We start from the raw sequence: 17,482 nt of genomic DNA, 5'->3' as shown, positions 1-17,482 counted from the left end.
GTCACAGTGCACGCGTGCCTGCCTCGCAGCCCGCCGGATCAGCCCAGATGCGAGAGCGGCAGGCCTTCCGGTGCCTTCACCGTGCGCAGCACGAAGCTGGAATTGACGTCGGACACGCCGGTCGCATTGAGCAGGCGGTCGAGCAGGAAGCGCGAGAAATGCTCCAGGTCGCGCACCTGCACCTGCAGCAGGTAATCCATGTCGCCGGTGAGCGCCCAGCAGGCCACCACCTCGTCCCAGCCGCGCACGCCGTCGGCAAAATGTTCGATATCGGCCTGGCCGTGCTGCTCCAGCTGCACGCGCACGAAGGCCTGCAGCCCCAGCCCCAGCGCCTTGGCATCCAGGCGTGCGCCGTAGCCGGCGATGATGCCGGCCGCCTCCAGCCGCTGGGTGCGGCGCAGGCAGGCCGAGGCCGACAGATTGACCTGCACCGCCAGCTCCGCATTGCTGCTGCGGCCCTGCGTCTGCAGCAGGGCGAGCAGGCGTAGATCGGTGCGGTCCAGGGCGATTGGCTGGTCCATATGTTGCGCAGCAGCAGAGGATGACGCACGAATCTTGCGCCCGGAAGCATCGGACACGCAAGATTCGCAATCCCGTTGCGCGACCATCCGGCTAAGGTGAGCGCTGATCATCGGGAACCGCCGCCGCATGAACATCGCACCGCAACGCGTCGAGAATCAGCTCACCGACAAGGGCTATGTGCCGGTCTACACCACCGCCGTGGTCGAGCAGCCGTGGGATGGCTACAGCGCCGACGACCATGCCACCTGGGGCACCCTGTATCGCCGCCAGCGCGCGCTGCTGGTCGACCGCGCCTGCGACGAGTTCCTGCAGGCGCAGGATGCGATGGGCATGGGCGAGACCCACATTCCGCGTTTCGATGCGCTCAATGCGGTGCTGCAGGCGGCCACTGGCTGGACCCTGGTCGGCGTGCAGGGCCTGCTGCCGGAGCTGGATTTCTTCGAGCATCTGGCCAACCAGCGCTTCCCGGTGACGTGGTGGATCCGCCGCCCCGATCAGATCGACTACATCGCCGAACCGGACCTGTTCCATGACCTGTTCGGGCACGTGCCGCTGCTGATGAATCCGCTGTTTGCCGACTTCATGCAGGCCTATGGCCGTGGCGGGGTCAAGGCGCACGGCATCGGCGCGGACGCGCTGCAGAACCTCACCCGCCTGTACTGGTACACGGTGGAATTCGGCCTGATCGCCACACCGCAGGGGCTGCGCATCTTTGGTGCCGGCATCGTGTCGTCGAAGGGCGAATCGCTGCATTCGCTGGAATCGCTGGCGCCCAACCGGATCGGCTTCGACCTGCAACGCATCATGCGCACGCGCTACCGCATCGACAGCTTCCAGAAGACCTACTTCGTCATCGACAGCTTTGCGCAGTTGATGAGCGCCACCGCGCCGGATTTCACCCCGATCTATGCCGATCTTGCGCAGCAGGCGCAGGTGCCGGCCGGCGAGGTGCTGGACACGGATCGGGTCATCCAGCGCGGCAGCGGCGAAGGCTGGAGTACAGACGGCGACGTGTGAGGCCGCACCGACTCGACACCATCGCCGACGCAGACTATGGTCAAACCTCCCCATACCGCCTTCGCTCAATGGACCTGACGCAGCTTCGCATCCGGCGCTTGGAGCTGGACGACACCCGCCTGCTGTTCACCCTGGCCAACGGCATCCGTATCGACGAGCCGATCAAGGCGCAGCGGCTGTTGTTGAAGGCAACGCCGCCGCAACGCGCGCAATGGCAGCTCACCGACGACGGCTTCGGGGTGAACTGGCCGGCGGTGGCGCCGCCCACGGATGAGGGGCTGCTCAACATGCCCGATTTGCTGTGGCGCCGACGCAGCGCACGCGCGCAAACCAAACTGACCGCGCTGCGCGGACGCATGGATGCCTTGTCACCGGGCGAGCGCGAACTGGTGGCATTGGCGCGGCTGGATGCGGACATGAGCGAGAGCGGCTATGCACGCTACTTCGACCGCTGGGACGCCGCTACCCGGCGTGACGCATTGCAGGGGCTGGGCGCGATGGGCGCGGTGCAGGCGCGCCAGGCGATCGAAGGCCTGGGCACGGTATTCGAACGCCTGGAAGAAGACCCCAACCTGCTCAGCATCGAAGACATTCTCGACGCGATGAGCGAGACCGATCGCCAGCGCGTGGATGGCTGGGAAGAGGTCTACTACCGCCGCTCCGGCGAACTGGCCCGGCTGGGCCTGACCCACTACGGGGTCGACAAGGCGTAAGCACGCGTGCAATGACGCGCATGGCTCACAGCCGGCATCGCGCATCGTCCACACCCGCAACGCGCTACCGACGCACCGGGCCTATCTCAGCCTGCCGGCTTGGCGAGATAGGCCAATAGCAGCACCAGTGGCTCATCGCCGGTCTGCTGCAAGGCATGGGTGCTGCCCGGGCGCGTCAGCAGCGCATCGCCGGCAGTGACCTGGTACTGCTTGCCATCCAGCGCGTACAGCCCGCGCCCGCTGACGATGTAATAGATCTCGTCCTTGTCGTGCAGATGCAGGCCGATGCCGGCGCCCTTGTGCAGCACGCGCTTGCGCAGCACGAACGGCAACTGCGGTGCGTCGGCGAAGAACGGATACGCCATGGTCGGCCCGGCGCCGCCGTGCGGGCCGGGTTGCGGGCGTGCGAGATCGCGTTCGTGCACCACCAACGAGGGATGCGCCTGCGCCGCGCGTTGGATGGCGGTGTCGGGAGCGGCGCCGCAATCGGCATCGCGGCGCAGCTGTGGCGTGAGAGCGGGTTGCAGCTGCATCCAGCCATGCACGACCAGGCACGCCACGGCAGTGGCGCCGGCGCGGCTGAAGTGGGTGCCGTCGGCTTTGCCTTGTTCGGGAACGAACAGGAAGTACGGCCTGGCCGCCTGTTCGCCGAGGGCGCGGATCCAGTCGCTGGAACTGGCGTTGAGATCGATCAGGCCCACGTGTTCCTGCGCGGCGAGTTGCTGCATGGCCAGGGTGTAGCGGCCGTGGGTGTCGAGCAGCGCGCCGAAGTCGTAGAGCAGACGGGCGGCCGGCGTGATCAGGATCGGCGTGGCGCCCTTGTCGCGCGCGGCGATGATATAGCGGCGCAGGAACTGCTGATAGTCGCCCTGCGGGTCGGTGTAGCGGGTTGGATCTTCGTGTTTGGCGTCGTTGTGGCCGAACTGGATCAGCAGCACGTCGCCGGCACGGAGGTCCTTGGCGATGGCGTCCAGGCGCCCTTCGGCGATGAAACTGCGGGTGCTGCGGCCGCCCTTGGCGTGGTTGCGCACCTGCCATTGCGCCGGGTCGAACCACTCCTGCAGCATCTGGCCCCAGCCTGCCTGCGGCGCACGTTCGGCACCGTATTCGGCGGCGGTGGAATCGCCGGCGATGAAGATGCGGTGTGGGTCGGCGCGGGCGCCATTTGCGCAGAGCAGCAGCAATGCGAACAGCAGCAGACGCATGGTGGGCTCCGGTAAAAATGCTGAGTGCGCGACGCTGTTCCTTCTCCCATCGGGAGAAGGTGCCCGAAGGGCGGATGAGGGTGCGGCGGCACAGGAAATGTTGGACGGCCGTACTGTCGTCTCAAGCCTTTCAAGCCTCCCCTTTCAGGGCAGGCCGCGGCCTCACTTCCCCGCTCCGCGCCCCGGCCCGCGCCGGCAGCGCGGGCTCCAAGGCACGCGCGCCAGTGGCGCGCGAACAGTGCCCTCTCACCCCGCGGGAGGAGGGCTTTAGGCCGTTATGCTGCTGCGGCGGCGGCTTCGGGCTTGCCCAGCACGCCGGCGACGAAGTTGCGGATCTCGGCGTCCTGCGCATTGTCGAAGAAGCACTGCTGGAAACGCTCGCCGCCCACGGCCTGCTTGATCAGCTCCGGGTCGATGGCGCGCAGGCCGTCGAGGTAGGACTTAGCGGTGGCCTGCTTGACATGGGTCAGGATGCCGGCATTGGCGGCCTGCGATTCGCGACGCTCGGCCGGGTAGCCCATGCCGCGCTCGCCGCTGAAGGCCTTTTCGAAGATGTAGCGCACGTTGATTTCCGCGCCCCAGCCGTAGCCCTTGGCGAATGCCAGCGACAGCGCGTTGCCGTTGTTGACCTGGGCGAACAGGTAGGCGTCGGTCGGCTCGATGCAATAGCCGCAGAACACGCCCGGATGCGCGTTGAGCGACATCATCGCGCCCTGGCCGGTGCCGCAGCCGGCGACGACGAAGTCCACGGCCTTGGAGTTCAGCAGCAGGCTGGCGACGATGCCCAGGTGGATGTAGGTCAGGCGGTGGTCGTCGTCGCCGTCCATGCCGACGTTGAAGACGCTGTGGCCCTGCTCGCCGGCGACGTCGTTGAGCTGCTGCAGGATCACCGGGTTCTTGCCGGCCTGACTGAACTCATTCATGAGTGCGATTTTCATGGGGATGCTCCGATTGGTTTGGGGAAGTTGTGTCGACTGTGGAGTTGATTGGTGTGCGCGCCTGGATGCGGTCTTGCTTCGCTTTTCAGGTGCCTTGTCGGTGAGCGATCAGGTGCTGAAGGTCTTGTCGGAGCTGCGGCACGCGTCTGGTCATGTACGTGCCTGCCGGCCCTCATCCGCCCTTCGGGCACCTTCTCCCTGAGGGAGAAGGTTTGACTCAGCGTGCCAGCCAGCCGCCGTCGACCGGGATGATGGCGCCGTTGACGTAGTCCGAGGCGCTGCTGGCCAGGAACACCGCGGTGCCGCCGAGGTCGGCCGGCACGCCCCAGCGCGCGGCCGGGATGCGGTCCAGGATGGCCTTGTTGCGGTCCTGGTCGGCTCGCAGCTGGGCGGTGTTGTCGGTGGCCATGTAGCCGGGCGCGATGGCATTGGTGGTCACGCCCTTGCTGGCCCATTCGTTGGCCAGCAGGCGGGTGATGCCGGCGATGCCGGACTTGCTGGCGGTGTAGGACGGCACGCGGATGCCGCCCTGGAACGACAGCATCGAGGCGATGTTGATGATCTTGCCGCTGCCCTGGGCGATGAAGTGGCGGCCGGCGGCCTGCGCCATGAAGAAGGCCGATTTCAGATTGACGTTCATCACGTCGTCCCAATCCTGCTCGCTGAAATCCACCGCGTCGGTGCGGCGGATCAGGCCGGCGTTGTTGACCAGGATGTCCAGGCGACCCAGGCCGTCCAGCGTTTCCTTGAGGATGCGCTCGACCGGTTCGACGCTGATCAGGTTGGCCTGGATGGCGACGAAGCGGCGGCCCAGTCCCTTGACCAGTTCCTCGGTCTCGGTCGGCGCCTGGATGCCGGCGGCGGCGATGTCGGCGCCGGCCTGCGCCAGTGCCAGCGCGATGCCCTGGCCCAAGCCCGTGTTGGCACCGGTGACCAGTGCGACCTTGCCTTCGAGACTGAACGGATTGCTCATTACCTTATCGCTCCTGCTGGGTGTGCCACGTTGGATGAGTGCGTGCGTCCGCGCGATGCGCGGCCGCTGGCATGGGGTGGAACTGGCGCGTCGATGGCGCTAGCGCATCGACGCGGTGAGTGCGGTGCTGCCCGGCACGCATGGCCTTACTTGAGCTGGCAGATGTCCAGCACGTGCATGTCGGTGTAATCCAGGTTTTCGCCGCCCATCGCCCAGATGAAGGCGTAATTGCTGGTACCGGCGCCCATGTGGATGGACCATGGCGGCGACACCACCGCTTCGTTGTTCTGGATCACGATGTGGCGCTGCGCGTCCGGCTCGCCCATGAAGTGATAGACGCGGTCATTGGCGCCGAGATCGAAGTAGAAATACACCTCGCTGCGGCGGTCGTGCAGATGCGGCGGCATGGTGTTCCAGACGCTGCCCGGCTTGAGCACGGTCAGGCCCAGCAACAGCTGCGAGGACTGGCAGGTGGTCGGCACGATGTACTGGTAGATGGTGCGCTCGTTGCTGGTTTCCAGCGCGCCGCGCTCCAGCGCCACGGCATCCTTGATCGACAGTTGCTTGGTCTCGAAACGCGCATGCGCCGGTGTCGAGGCCAGATAGAACCTGGCCGGGTTGGCGGCATCGTCAGAAGCGAAGCTGACATCGGTGCTGCCCATCGCCACGTACAGGCCGTCCTTCGGCCCGAGCGTGTAGACGGTGCCGTCCACGGTCACGCTGCCGGTGCCGGCGCCGACATTGAGGATGCCCAGCTCGCGGCGCTCCAGGAACGGATGGCCGGCGGCAGACGCCGGTTCGGTCTGCCTGGGCAGTTCCAGCGTGGTGCCGAGCGGTGCTGCGCCACCGAGCACGAAGCGCTCGTAGTGGGTGTATTTGAGCGTGACCGCATCGTCGACGAACAGGCCATCGAGCAGATAGAGCTCGCGCAGGTCGTCGTTGCTGGCGCCCTTGATGGCGTCGGGATGGGTGGCGTAGTGGGTCTTGCAGTACAGGGACATGCGCGATCTCCGGTGCCAAGCGCGGGGGGATTGGCTTGCACCGGGCCATTCTACCGACTCTGGTTAACCGGTGTCATTGCGCAGTGCACGATAGCCGCATGGCGGCGTGGCAGCGTGGGAATCCCTTCTCCCCTCTGGAGAAGGTGGCGCATTGCGCCGGATGAGGGGACGAGGCTGCGCGCGGTGTTGGATGCGGGGCTTGATTGGTCGGGTGGAGGCTTATGTGCCCTCAGCTCATGGCTGAGCTTTCTCAGATGGCTGTCTGCCGCCCCAACCCCCGCCCCGCCCCGCCCCGCGCCCCGGCCCGCGCTGGCGGCGCGGGCGCTCCAAGGCACGCGCGCCCATGGCGCGCAAGCCGTGCCTTCTCGCCCCGACGGGAGAGGGGCTTTGTTGCTCGCCTGGCGTCCCCTTGCCTGGGCTTTGACCTCGCTCAATCCTCCGGCGGTTGGCAGGAGTCGCGCACGATCAGGTGCGGGCGCACGCTGGCGGTGGGCAGTTGCGGGGCGTTGTCGGGCTGGATCAGCATCGCCGCGGCGGTGCGGCCGGTGTCGCGGGTGTGGCGGCGCACCGAGGTCAGCGGCGGCCACAGGCGGGAGGCCAGCGAGCTGTCGTCGTAGCCGATCACCGACAGCTGGCGCGGGATGCTGATGCCGGCGCGCAGCGCGACCTTGTAGATACCGGCGGCCATTTCGTCGTTACCGGTGAAGATGGCGGTGGGGCGCTTCTTGCCCAGCAGCAGCTTTTCGGCCGCGGCCACGCCCGATTCGAAGGTGTAGCCGGCTTCGACGATGCGCTCGGGCGGCAGTTCGATGCCGCGCCGGGTCAGCGCGTCGGCAAAGCCGGAGGTGCGCTCGATCGAGGAACGGTAGGCACTGGGGCCGGTGACCAGGGCGATGTCACGGTGGCCGAGCGAGAGCAGGTAATCGGCGGCCTCAGCGGCGCCGTCGCGGTCGTGGGTGATCACCGTCTGCGAGGTGGTGTCCAGCGCGACCGAAGCGATGCGGGTGTAGCGGCAGCCGATCTCGGCCAGCATGTCGGCCAGCGCCTGGTCCTCGGAGGCGCGCGGCACCAGGATCACGCCATGCAGCTTCTGCGCCTGGGCGAAGCGGCGCACGCCTTCGATGTAGCCGGGGCTGCGGCTGTCGCAGGGGTGCACCACCAGCTCGAAGCTGGAGCCGCGCAGCGCGTCCAGCGCGCCGTACTGCATGTCCACGATGTACTGCGCGGTGGGGTTGTCGTAGACCATGCCGATCAGGAACGAGCGCCGGAACGCCAGCCCGCGCGCCAGCGGGTCGGGCGCGTAGCCGACCTCGCGCATCAGCGCCTCGACCTTTTCGCGGGTGTCCTGCCGCACCAGCGGCGAGTTGTTGATGATTCGCGACACGGTCTTCTTGGACACGCCCGACATCCGCGCGATGTCGTTGATCGTGGCTACCTTGCCCTTCGGCAGGCCGGGCATTCCCTCTTCAGGCATCTTGCGGGCGGGCATAGCGGTCAACCAGTGAAGTTGATTGGATTCTACCGGCCAGACGGCCGGCAGACCTGAGCGAAGCCTGCCGCCACCCCGAACCCGCCGTGCAGGACGCGCCGCAGCCGGCAGCACGGCGGCATGCCCGGCGATGCAGAACGGTCAGTCCAGGGCGCGGTAGCGGAAGTTGCGGAACTCCACCTGGCCCTGCCCGGCGGCATACAGCGCCGGCTTCAAGGCCAGGAACTTGCCGGCCACGTTGTGGTGGTAGCCGGACACTTCCATCTGCACCGGGTACTTGGTCCAGGTGGTGCCGTCGGTGCTGCTATGGATGGTGACGATGTGGCGGTTGTTGGTGACCCGCAGCCACAAGGTGCCACCGGTCGCACTGGGGGCCAGCGTGCCGGGGCGTTCCTCGCCGTAGCGGTGCATGACGAAGTTCTCGCCATTGCTGCCCACGCCGGCATAGAGCTTGTCGCTGTAGAACAGCAGCGCCCCGCCCTGCCCGCCCGGTGCCACGGTCATCTGCACCTCGAACTGGTAGGCCTGGTCGGTGGCGATCACCGTCAGCGGCGAGGCGTTGCGCGGGGCGCTGCCCTTGCCCTGCAGGCGCAACACGCCATCGCCGACCTGCAGCCGCTTGGCCTCGTCGGCGGCCGGGTTGAAGAACGCCCACTGCGGGCCCAGCGTGCTGGCGCGGAAGTCGTCCGACAGCGCCAGCCCATGCGGCAAGGCCTGCCCGCTGGGCTTTTTCAGCGGCGTGCCCAGGTCGCCACCCTTGGCGACGAACCAGCCGTCCGGGGTCCACTCGATCGGGTCCAGCAAGGCCTGCCGGCCCAGGGTCCAGTAGCCGTGTTCGTAGCCGTGGTAGAGCATCCACCAGCGCTGGTCGGTGCCTTCCACCAGGGTGGCATGGCCGCGCGACCACCACGGCTCGTCAGCGCTCCTGGTACGGGTGATCGGGTTGTTGGGCGCGTTCTGCCAGGGGCCGTGGATCGAGCGCGAACGCGCGGTGATCACCATGTGTCCGGTCGGCGGGCCGGCGGTGCCGCCGACGGCGGTGGTCATGTAGTACCAGCCGTTGTGGCGGGTGATCTTGGGGCCTTCCTGCGCGTAGCCTTCCACGTCCCAGCTTTCCGGGTATTTCCAGCCGTCGTAGACGTGCTTGGGCGTGCCGACCACTTTCAGGCCGTCATCGGAGAGCTGCACGTAATCGCCACCGCTCAGGAACAGATAGCGCTTGCCGTCCTCGCCCACTGCGTGGCCCGGGTCGATGTACTTGCCCAGGCCGATGTCGATCGGCGCGCTCCACGGGCCCTTGATGTCGTCGGCCCAGACCACGAAGTTGCTGCGCTCGCCCTGGTCGCCACGGCGCGCCGGGAAGTAGATGTAATAGCGCTTGCCGTGCTTGATCAGGTCCGGCGCCCAGATCGCGCCGACGTTCTGGGTGATGGCATGGCCCAGCGGCTGCCAGTTGACCAGATCGCGCGAATGCCAGATCGGTAGGCCCGGGTAGGCATCGAACGAGGACAGCGTGAGGTAGTAGTCCTGCCCGTCCTTGAGTACCGACGGGTCGGGGTGATCGCCGGCCAGCACCGGGTTGAGGAAGGTGCCGTCGCCCTGGTCGGCGATGCGCTGGTGCTCGATGCCGCGCTTCCAGTCGGCCGCGGCAGCGAGCCCGGCACACAGCAGCAGGCCGCCGGCCAGCAGCCAACGCAAACGGGTTGAAGCGATACGCACACGCATGCTTGCTCCTAGTCCCCGCTCGGCGGGGCGATACGACGGCCAGCGCCTGGAGCGTCGGCCGCCTGGATGAGGGCGGAACTACCTGCCAGCAGCAACGCCGGGCAGCGCGCCGGTAACGTCGCCAGGCGTTTGTCGGGCGAGGCGCGGCGCGCGGACATCGCATCGCACGCGCCGTGCAGGCCGCTGCCACGCATCGACCACGCCCACCTGACGGACGCAGTCGGGATCGCGGGCACTTACGCGCGCAGCGCGCGTGGCAACCACAGCGACAGTTCGGGGAAGAACGCCACGATCAGCAGCACGCCCAGGGCCGCCAGCCAGAACGGCCAGATGGTGCGCATGCTCTGGGCGATGGTGATCTGCCCGATCGAGGTGCCGATGAACAGCACCGAGCCGATCGGCGGGGTGATCAGGCCGATGCCGCCGGCCAGCACCATCACCAGACCGAAATGGATCGGGTCGATGCCGTAGGCCTTGACCACCGGCAGGAAGATCGGCGTGCAGATCAGGATCTTCGGCGCCAGGTCCATGAACATGCCCAGCAGCAACAGCATCACCACGATCATCAACAGCACCGTGTTCTTGCTGTCGGCGATGGCCTGCAGGAACTTCACCGCCGCCGCCGGCACCTGCAGGTAGGCCAGCAACCAGCCGAACACCGCCGCAGTGGCGATCACGAACAGGATCACGCCGGTGGTGCGCGCCGCATGCGTCACCGCGGCGAAGAACTCGGCCCACCGCAGCTGCCGATACAGCAGCGCGGTGACGATCAAGGCGTACACCACCGCGATCGCCGCGCTCTCCACCGCGGTGAAGATGCCGGCACGGATACCGATGAAGATCAACGCCACCAGGCCCAGGCCCGGCAACGCGCCGATCAGGCGCAACGCCACTGCGCGCCAGCCGGGGAACGGCTCGGTGCCGTAGCCGCGATGGCGGGCCACCGCATAACCGGTGACCATCATCGCCGCGGTCATCAACAGCGCCGGGAAGATACCGGCCGCGAACAGATCGGCGATCGACAGCCCGCCACCGGCCGCGGCAGAGAACAGGATCAGGTTATGCGAGGGCGGCACCAGCAACGCCACCAGCGCGGCGGTCATGCTTACGTTGACCGCGTAGTCGCGGTCGTAACCGCGCTTGATCATCTGCGGGATCATGGTGCCGCCGACCGCCGAGACGTCGGCGATCGCCGAACCGGATACGCCGCCGAAGAACAGCGACGACAGCACGCTGACCTGGCCCAGGCCGCCACGCACGCGCCCCACCAGCGAGGAGGCCAGCGCGATCAGGCGTTCGGAGATACCGCCGCGCAGCATCAGCTCGCCGGCGAAGATAAACAACGGGATGGCGATCAACGAGGCCGAGCCGCTGCCGGCGGAAATCTGCTGCACCAGCACCACCGTGGGCAGGTCCAGATACAGCAGCGTGGCCAGTGCGGCCGCGCCCAGCGCATACGCCACCGGCACGCCGATCAGCAGCAGCACCACGAAGGTTCCCAACAACATCGCAATGCCCATCAGCGCACTCCTCCGGCCTGGATCGGGCGCAGCACACGCCACAGCTTGTACAAGGCAAAGATCACCATCAGCGCACCGCCGATCGACAGCGGCAGGTAGTTGATGCTCTGCGGCATCTGCGCGCCGGCCATCTTGATATCCAGGCCATCGAGCAGCAGCGCTGCGCTCCACCACGCCAGCACCGCACCGATGGACATGATCATCAACGGGCGGATCAGGTCGAACACCCTGCGCACCAGCGGCGGCACGTGTTCGCCCAGCAGGTAGAAGCCGAAGTGGCGGTTGGTATGCACGCCGGCGGCCGCGCCCAGGCTCAGGGCGGTGCTGAGCAACAGCAGCGTCACCGGCTCGGTCCAGCTGGGCGAGTCGTTGAGCACGTAGCGGGTGAACACCTGCCAGCCCTGCACGACCACCAGGCCCAGCAGCGCGATGGATGCCACGCCAACGGCGGTATCGGAAACGCGGTCCAGCGCGCGCTGCAACGGCGCGACCGGGACGGCGACGGTCTCGGGTTCGGTCATCGGGTCACCTCTATGCAAAATCGCGGATGCGGCGGTAAAGCGCTTCGATCTCCGGCTGCTTGCGGTATTCGGCCAGCAGCGGCGCGGCGGCGGCGCGGAACGCCGGCATGTCGACCTGATTGAGCTTGACGCCGTAATCGATCACCTGCTTGCGCGCGACGGTCTCCGAGGCATCCCACAGAGTGCGCATCACCGGTACCGAGGCGCGTGCCAGTTCCACCACCAGGGCGCGATCGTCCGGACGCAGCGATTCGAAACTCTGCCGCGACATCACCAGGATGTCCGGCGCATAGGAATGCTCGCTCTGCGACCAGTAATGCGCGGCTTCGAAATGCCGGCTGGACTGGAAGCTGCGCATGTTGTTTTCCGCACCGTCGATCATGTGCGTTTCCATCGCCGAGAACGTCTCGCCCAGCGACATCGGGGTGGGATTGGCACCCAGCATGCGCATCAGCTTGAGGAAGATGTCCGACGAGGCCACGCGCAGTTTCAGGCCCTTGAGATCTTCCGGGCGGTGCAGCGGGTGCTTGGTGTTGTAGAAGCAACGCGCACCGGAATCGTAGATCGCCAGGCCCACCAGGTCGCGCTGCTCGAAGCTGCGCAGCACGCTGTCGCCGACATGGCCGTCGATGGCGCGGCGCAGATGCGGCACCGAGTCAAACACGTACGGCAGGCACAGCGCCTGGGTCAGCGGAAAGGTGTTGTTCAACGCGCCCGAATACACCCGGGTGATGTCGATGGCGCCAAAGCGCGCCATGTCGATCGCCTCGGACTCGCGGCCCAGCTGGCCGGAGTGGTACTGGCGCAGCTTGAGCCGGCCGTTGCTGCGTTGCTCCAGCTGCTTGCCGAACCACCGCACCGCCTCCACGGTGGGGTAGTCGCCGACATGCACATCGGTGGCGGTCAGCAGCTGCCCGCCGGGAATCGGCGTGGTGGCACCCGCGCCCAGCCAGGGGCCGGCCGCGGCGGCACCGAGCCCGGCACCGAGGAAATGTCTGCGTGTGATCATTGGCGCCCTCCCAAGCGTCTGGTCACTGGGTCCGGCGTTACTTGGCGGACACAGCCGTACATGAAATGTCGCCGATGCCGGCGAAGCGAATCAGGGCATGCTGTCCCACTTCGATGTCATGGATACCGGTGGCATTGCCCGTGGCGATGAGATCACCGCGCTTGAGCGGACGCCCGCGCCGGGCCGAACGGCTGAGCGCAAATGCGTAGGCCGCGCGCAAGCCGCCCGGCAGCGTGGTGGCCCCGCCGGTGCCGACCAGCTGGTCGTCGATCAGGGTTTCGGCGGTCAGCGCGGATTCGTCGCGCGCCAGCCAATCGGTCACTTCCGGCCCCAGGATCAGGCCGTTGTTGTTGCCGAAGTCGGAGATCACCACGCGCGGGCCCAGCTTGTTGATCGTGGCCAGCGGGCTGCTGGCGATTTCCACGCCGATAAACAGCGTGGCCGGCAGCTGCGCCGCCTGGTCAGGAGTGAAGTGGGTCTGCTCGGCCGGCGCGTCCGCGTCCAGGCGCAGCACGTACTCGGCCTCCACCGCACCGAAGCCGCCTTCGTAGATCGGGAATTCGGTTGTTCCACCGGTAGCATTCCAGAGCTTGTGCGAGAAGATCGGGCCCAGCAGGCGCTCGTCGCCCGATGCGTCGCGGCGCTCGGCGGCGATATAGCCCACCTTCCAGCCGACCACCTGGTCGTCCCACTGGCTGATGGCGATATCCTGCACCTGGTAGGCGGTGAGCAGATCGTCGGGGATCTGCCCTGGAAAGTCCGGCAGCGATGCCCCTGCACGGCGTGCCTCCACAAAGCGCTGGGCGATCTGCGACAGCGAGGATGTGGAGGATGGTGGGGTGGCGGCGTCGTTGCTCAAGGGTGTCTCCCTGATAGGTGTTTTTGTTGCACTGCCAATCGACAGTGGCACGGTGTGCTGTATATGGTAAACCGGTGTCATTGGCAATGTGCAGTGCGGCAAAACTGGCCGCAGCAACGAAGCAACCCTGGGAGGGGTGGATGGAACAGACAAGCCAGACGCGCGTGTTTGCCGCGTTTTCGAGCGTCATGCGCCGGTGCATGACGGTGGTGGTGATGGCGGGAGCGCTGCTGGCCGGGCCAGTGCTGGCGGCCGAGGTGCCCGGCGCCGATACCGCAGCCGAGCAGGCCAGCCGGATCCTGCTATGGCCCAAGGGGATGGCACCGGGGGACAAGCCGCTGCCGCAGCCACAGCGCATCGTCCAACGCAGCAGCGACCCGGCCCTGCCCGATCGCTACATCCAGCAGATCAGCACGCCGTATCTGGTGGTCTACCGGCCCAAGCGGCCGAACGGCACCGCCCTGCTGGTCACCCCCGGCGGCGGCTACCAGCGCATCGTGCTCGACAACGAGGGCAGCGCACTGGTGCCCAGCTTCGTCGACCAGGCCGGCATCACCCTGTTCGTGTTGCGCTACCGCCTGCCCGGCGAAGGCCACCCGAACGGCGCCGACGTGCCGCTGGCCGATGCACAGCGCGCGCTGCGGCTGATCCGCGCCAATGCTGCCCGTTACGGCATCGACACGCAGCGGGTCGGGGTGATGGGGTTCTCGGCCGGCGGCCATGTCGCCGCCAGCCTGGCCACCCGCTACGCCGCGCAGGTCTACCCCAAGGTGGATGCGGCCGATGCACTGAGCGCGCGGCCGGATTTTGCGCTGCTGATCTACCCGGTCATCGACATGGACAGCGCCAACGCGCACCCGGGCTCGCGCGAGCGCCTGCTCGGCAGCAGTCCAGCCGATGCGCAGGTGCGTGCGTATTCGCCGCAACTGCATGTGGATGCGCATACCCCGCCCAGCTTTCTGCTGCATGCGCAGGACGACACCGTGGTGTCGGTGCGCAACAGCCTGCTGATGCACGACGCGCTGCTGCGCGCCGGCGTGCCGAGCGAGCTGCACGTCTTCCCGCAGGGCGGCCATGGCTTTGGCACCGCCAGCGGCAGCGGCCTGACCGTGGCCGCCTGGCCGCAGCTGGCGCAGGCCTGGATCGCGCATGTCACCAAGGCACAGCCGCCGGCAGCTGCATCGGTGCCGGCTCAGGACGTGGCGCGATGACAGCGCCGTCCACGCCCGACGCGCGCCGACGCACGCTGCTGCGTGGCGGCCTGCTCGCCACTGCTGCCGCAGCGCTCCCCGGCTTTGCTGGCGCCGCCGCACCGCCGCCGCCACGCGACGCCAGCGCGCCGCTGGCACGCGTGCGTGGCGGCGCCTTGCGCGGTCATCGCGACCAGGGCATCTGCGTGTTCAGGGGCATCCCGTACGGCGGCGACACCGCCGCGCGGCGCTTCCAGGCAGCGCTGCCGGAAAGCCCATGGCAGAACGTGCGCGATGCCAGCGCCTATGCGGCGGCCGCGCCCCAGCTCAAGGCCAGCGAGCCCACCAGCGAGGATTGCCTGTTCCTCAACGTATGGACGCCGGGCCTGCGCGATGGCGGCAAGCGCCCGATCCTGTTCTATATCCACGGCGGCGGCTACACCACCGGCTCCGGCAGCGACCCGCTGTACGACGGCGTACGCCTGTGCAGACGCGGCGATGTGGTGGTGGTCACCGTCAATCACCGGCTCAACCTGTTCGGCTACCTGTCGCTGGCGCAGCTGGGCGATGCCGGCTTTGCCGACTCCGGCAATGTCGGGCAGCTGGACCTGATCCAGGCACTGCAGTGGGTGCGCCAGCACGCGGGCGAATTCGGCGGCGATGCCGGCAATGTCACCGTGTTCGGCCAGTCCGGTGGCGGCGCCAAGATCGCCACCCTGATGGCGATGCCGGCCGCGCGCGGCCTGTTCCACCGCGCCTGGACCATGAGCGGGCAGCAGGTCACCGTGGCCGGCCCGCGTGCGGCCACGCAGCGTGCGCAGTTGCTGCTGGATGCCTTGAAACTCGCGCCCGGCGAGCTTGCGCGCATCCGCACGCTGCCGGTTGCGCAGCTGCTGGCTGCCGCGCAGCTGCGCGACCCCTCGCGGGTGGAAAACAGCGCGCTGTACTTCGGCCCGGTGCTGGATGCACGCAATGTGCCGGTGCATCCGTTCTGGCCGACCGCGCCGCTGCAATCGGCCAGGATTCCGCTGGTGATCGGCAATACCCGCGACGAGACGCGCGCGTTTCTCGGCAACGACGCGAAGAACTTTGCGTTGAGCTGGGACGAGCTGCCGGCCAGGCTGGAAAGCCAGCAGTACGTCGACCTGCTGCCGCAGGTGGTGATTGCCGAATATCGCCGGCTGTATCCGCAGTACTCGCCCTCGGACGTGTTCTTTGCCGCGACCACGGCGGGCCGCTCGTGGCGCGGCGCGGTCGAGGAGGCCGAAGCGCGTGCACGCCAGGGCGCACCAACCTGGGTGTATCAGCTGGACTGGGGCTCGCCGCTGGAGGGCGGCAAGTTCGGCGCCTTCCACACGCTGGATATCCCGCTGGTCTTCGACACCATTGCGCAGCCCGGCTCGCGCACCGGCGACGGCGCCGCTGCGCAGCGCATGGCCGAGCAGATGAGCGAGGCGCTGCTCGCCTTCGCGCGCGGTGGCGACCCGAATCATCGCGGCCTGCCGCGCTGGCGCCAGTACTCGTTGCAGCACCGCGACACGTTGCTGTTCGATGTGCCGAGCCGGATGGACAACGACCCGCGCGGTGGCGAACGGCGGCTCTACCAGCAGGCGCCCTTCATCCAGCGCGGTACGTTCTGAGCGCTTTCGCTCCGGCGGGGCGATCAGCATGTGGTGTGCGGTCGACGCACGGGTGCGAACTTCCCAGACCGGCAGGTCTGCGCAGGACACGCCAATTCAGCAGCGCTGGCCGCCCCCTATTCCTGCCAGCGCGTAGCCGTGGTTCAGTCGTTTTCGAGGTGATGCATGCGTAAGGATTTCTTTATTGCACCGATGCTGCTGACAGCGCTGGCCGCTGCCTGCCTGATGTTTGCCGATGCGGCCGCTGCCGCGCCGGGCGATACGCCGCTCGCATCCAAGGCATCGACCACTACCGCCGCTGCGCCCGCGCTTGCGGCCAGCAAGATCGTGCTGGTCGGCGACTCCACCACCGCCGTGCAGGGCGGCTGGGGACCGAGCTTTTGCGCACAGCATGTGACCTCATTTCTGAGCTGCCTCAATCTGGCACGCGGCGGCCGCAGCACGTCCAACTACCGTGCCGAAGGTTCGTGGGACATCGCGCTGCACGAGCTGCGCAGCGGCGGGTATCGCCAGGTGTATGTGCTGATCCAGTTCGGCCACAACGATCAACCGGGCAAGCCGGGGCGTTCCACCGACCTGGCGACCGAATTCCCCGCCAACCTGCGCCGCTATGTAGACGAAGCGCGTGCTGCCGGTGCGATTCCGGTGCTGGTCACGCCATTGACGCGGCGGCAGTTCGAGCGCGGTCAGTTGCTGGACGATCTGGCGCCCTGGGCCGAGGCCACACGCACGCTCGCGCAGGAATTGCAGGTGCCGTTGATCGACCTGCACGCACGCAGCCGCGCCCTGGTGCAAGGCATGGGCCCGGTGCTGGCAATGCGCCTTGCGCAGCGGCCGGCCGATCCGGAGCAGGTGCTAGCCGCGCAATCGGGCACCACCATCGGCAAGACCCCGGCGCAAACCACATCGACGCCAGCCGCGCCCGCTGTCGCCGCTGCGCGTGCACAGGACAACGCCAGTGCCGAGCCGATGGGCCAGGCCAAGCTGGCATTCGATTACACCCATCTGGGTGCGGACGGCGCCGACCTGTTCGCGGCGATCGTCGCCGACGAACTGGCCAGGCAAGTGCCTGCGTTGCGGCCGCTGTTGATTCCGTGATGGGTGAGGTGATGCCTGCTGCGTGACGTGGTGCATCGCAAGCGCAGGCGTTTGCGATGCAC

At 67.6% G+C, this 17,482-nt stretch carries 16 protein-coding genes; 5 read left to right on the top strand and 11 right to left on the bottom strand.

The window, feature by feature from the left end:
• Nucleotides 1-38 precede the first annotated feature (38 nt).
• A complete protein-coding gene (locus AC1PLS_RS00905; RefSeq protein ID WP_016901223.1) occupies nt 39-521 on the bottom strand; it encodes an Lrp/AsnC family transcriptional regulator in 483 nt (160 codons plus the stop codon).
• A gap of 127 nt (nt 522-648) precedes the next feature.
• Here AC1PLS_RS00905 and phhA point away from each other — a divergent pair, with 127 nt between their 5' ends.
• Nucleotides 649-1,539 (top strand): phenylalanine 4-monooxygenase, encoded by an 891-nt coding sequence (gene phhA / locus AC1PLS_RS00900; protein ID WP_039814301.1) that lies wholly within the window; start codon nt 649-651, stop codon nt 1,537-1,539.
• A gap of 68 nt (nt 1,540-1,607) precedes the next feature.
• Nucleotides 1,608-2,252 (top strand): DMP19 family protein, encoded by a 645-nt coding sequence (locus AC1PLS_RS00895; RefSeq protein ID WP_184432607.1) that lies wholly within the window; start codon nt 1,608-1,610, stop codon nt 2,250-2,252.
• An 86-nt stretch (nt 2,253-2,338) separates the two neighbouring features.
• Here AC1PLS_RS00895 and AC1PLS_RS00890 read toward each other — a convergent pair whose 3' ends face one another.
• The 10 genes from AC1PLS_RS00890 to AC1PLS_RS00845 all read right to left on the bottom strand — a co-directional run bounded on the left by AC1PLS_RS00890 (nt 2,339) and on the right by AC1PLS_RS00845 (nt 13,492).
• Nucleotides 2,339-3,457: a cupin domain-containing protein gene (locus tag AC1PLS_RS00890; protein ID WP_184432609.1), complete on the bottom strand. Its 1,119-nt coding sequence runs from the start codon at nt 3,455-3,457 to the stop codon at nt 2,339-2,341.
• A 275-nt stretch (nt 3,458-3,732) separates the two neighbouring features.
• The gene (locus AC1PLS_RS00885) at nt 3,733-4,395 is read right to left on the bottom strand and encodes an RpiB/LacA/LacB family sugar-phosphate isomerase (protein ID WP_184432611.1); all 663 of its coding nucleotides are present in this window, start codon (nt 4,393-4,395) and stop codon (nt 3,733-3,735) included.
• Between the two features lie 217 nt (nt 4,396-4,612).
• Nucleotides 4,613-5,368, bottom strand: a complete 756-nt coding sequence (kduD, locus tag AC1PLS_RS00880) for a 2-dehydro-3-deoxy-D-gluconate 5-dehydrogenase KduD (protein ID WP_016901228.1) — start codon at nt 5,366-5,368, stop codon at nt 4,613-4,615.
• Between the two features lie 146 nt (nt 5,369-5,514).
• A complete protein-coding gene (gene kduI, locus AC1PLS_RS00875) occupies nt 5,515-6,369 on the bottom strand; it encodes a 5-dehydro-4-deoxy-D-glucuronate isomerase (RefSeq protein WP_016901229.1) in 855 nt (284 codons plus the stop codon).
• Between the two features lie 430 nt (nt 6,370-6,799).
• Nucleotides 6,800-7,858, bottom strand: coding sequence for a LacI family DNA-binding transcriptional regulator (locus AC1PLS_RS00870; protein WP_024939515.1), 1,059 nt, complete (start codon nt 7,856-7,858; stop codon nt 6,800-6,802).
• A 141-nt stretch (nt 7,859-7,999) separates the two neighbouring features.
• Nucleotides 8,000-9,583: a family 43 glycosylhydrolase gene (locus AC1PLS_RS00865; protein ID WP_053051811.1), complete on the bottom strand. Its 1,584-nt coding sequence runs from the start codon at nt 9,581-9,583 to the stop codon at nt 8,000-8,002.
• Nucleotides 9,584-9,819: 236 nt separating this feature from the next.
• Nucleotides 9,820-11,103: a TRAP transporter large permease gene (locus AC1PLS_RS00860; protein WP_016901232.1), complete on the bottom strand. Its 1,284-nt coding sequence runs from the start codon at nt 11,101-11,103 to the stop codon at nt 9,820-9,822.
• Nucleotides 11,103-11,624 (bottom strand): TRAP transporter small permease, encoded by a 522-nt coding sequence (locus tag AC1PLS_RS00855; protein ID WP_016901233.1) that lies wholly within the window; start codon nt 11,622-11,624, stop codon nt 11,103-11,105. The genes AC1PLS_RS00860 and AC1PLS_RS00855 overlap by 1 nt, the downstream gene beginning before the upstream one ends.
• A gap of 10 nt (nt 11,625-11,634) precedes the next feature.
• Nucleotides 11,635-12,633 carry a TRAP transporter substrate-binding protein gene (locus tag AC1PLS_RS00850; RefSeq protein WP_047124526.1) on the bottom strand — a complete coding sequence of 333 codons (999 nt, stop codon included), beginning with the start codon at nt 12,631-12,633 and terminating at the stop codon, nt 11,635-11,637.
• Nucleotides 12,634-12,670: 37 nt separating this feature from the next.
• Complete coding sequence (locus tag AC1PLS_RS00845; RefSeq protein WP_039514172.1) at nt 12,671-13,492, bottom strand: 2-keto-4-pentenoate hydratase; 822 nt, start codon at nt 13,490-13,492, stop codon at nt 12,671-12,673.
• A 140-nt stretch (nt 13,493-13,632) separates the two neighbouring features.
• On the opposite strand from AC1PLS_RS00845, the gene AC1PLS_RS00840 reads away from it, so the two are divergent.
• From AC1PLS_RS00840 to AC1PLS_RS00830, 3 genes are all read left to right on the top strand, one after another.
• Entirely contained in the window at nt 13,633-14,703 is a 1,071-nt protein-coding gene (locus tag AC1PLS_RS00840) for an alpha/beta hydrolase (protein WP_481104091.1), read from the top strand.
• Nucleotides 14,700-16,322, top strand: a complete 1,623-nt coding sequence (locus AC1PLS_RS00835; RefSeq protein WP_481104090.1) for a carboxylesterase/lipase family protein — start codon at nt 14,700-14,702, stop codon at nt 16,320-16,322. Before AC1PLS_RS00840 ends, AC1PLS_RS00835 begins: the two co-directional genes overlap by 4 nt.
• Nucleotides 16,323-16,487: 165 nt before the next feature.
• A complete protein-coding gene (locus tag AC1PLS_RS00830; protein ID WP_481104089.1) occupies nt 16,488-17,420 on the top strand; it encodes a rhamnogalacturonan acetylesterase in 933 nt (310 codons plus the stop codon).
• The last annotated feature ends 62 nt before the right edge of the window (nt 17,421-17,482 follow it).

The organism is Xanthomonas sp. NCPPB 3218 (genome assembly GCF_056725185.1).
This window is presented reverse-complemented; position numbering and strand designations above follow the sequence as displayed.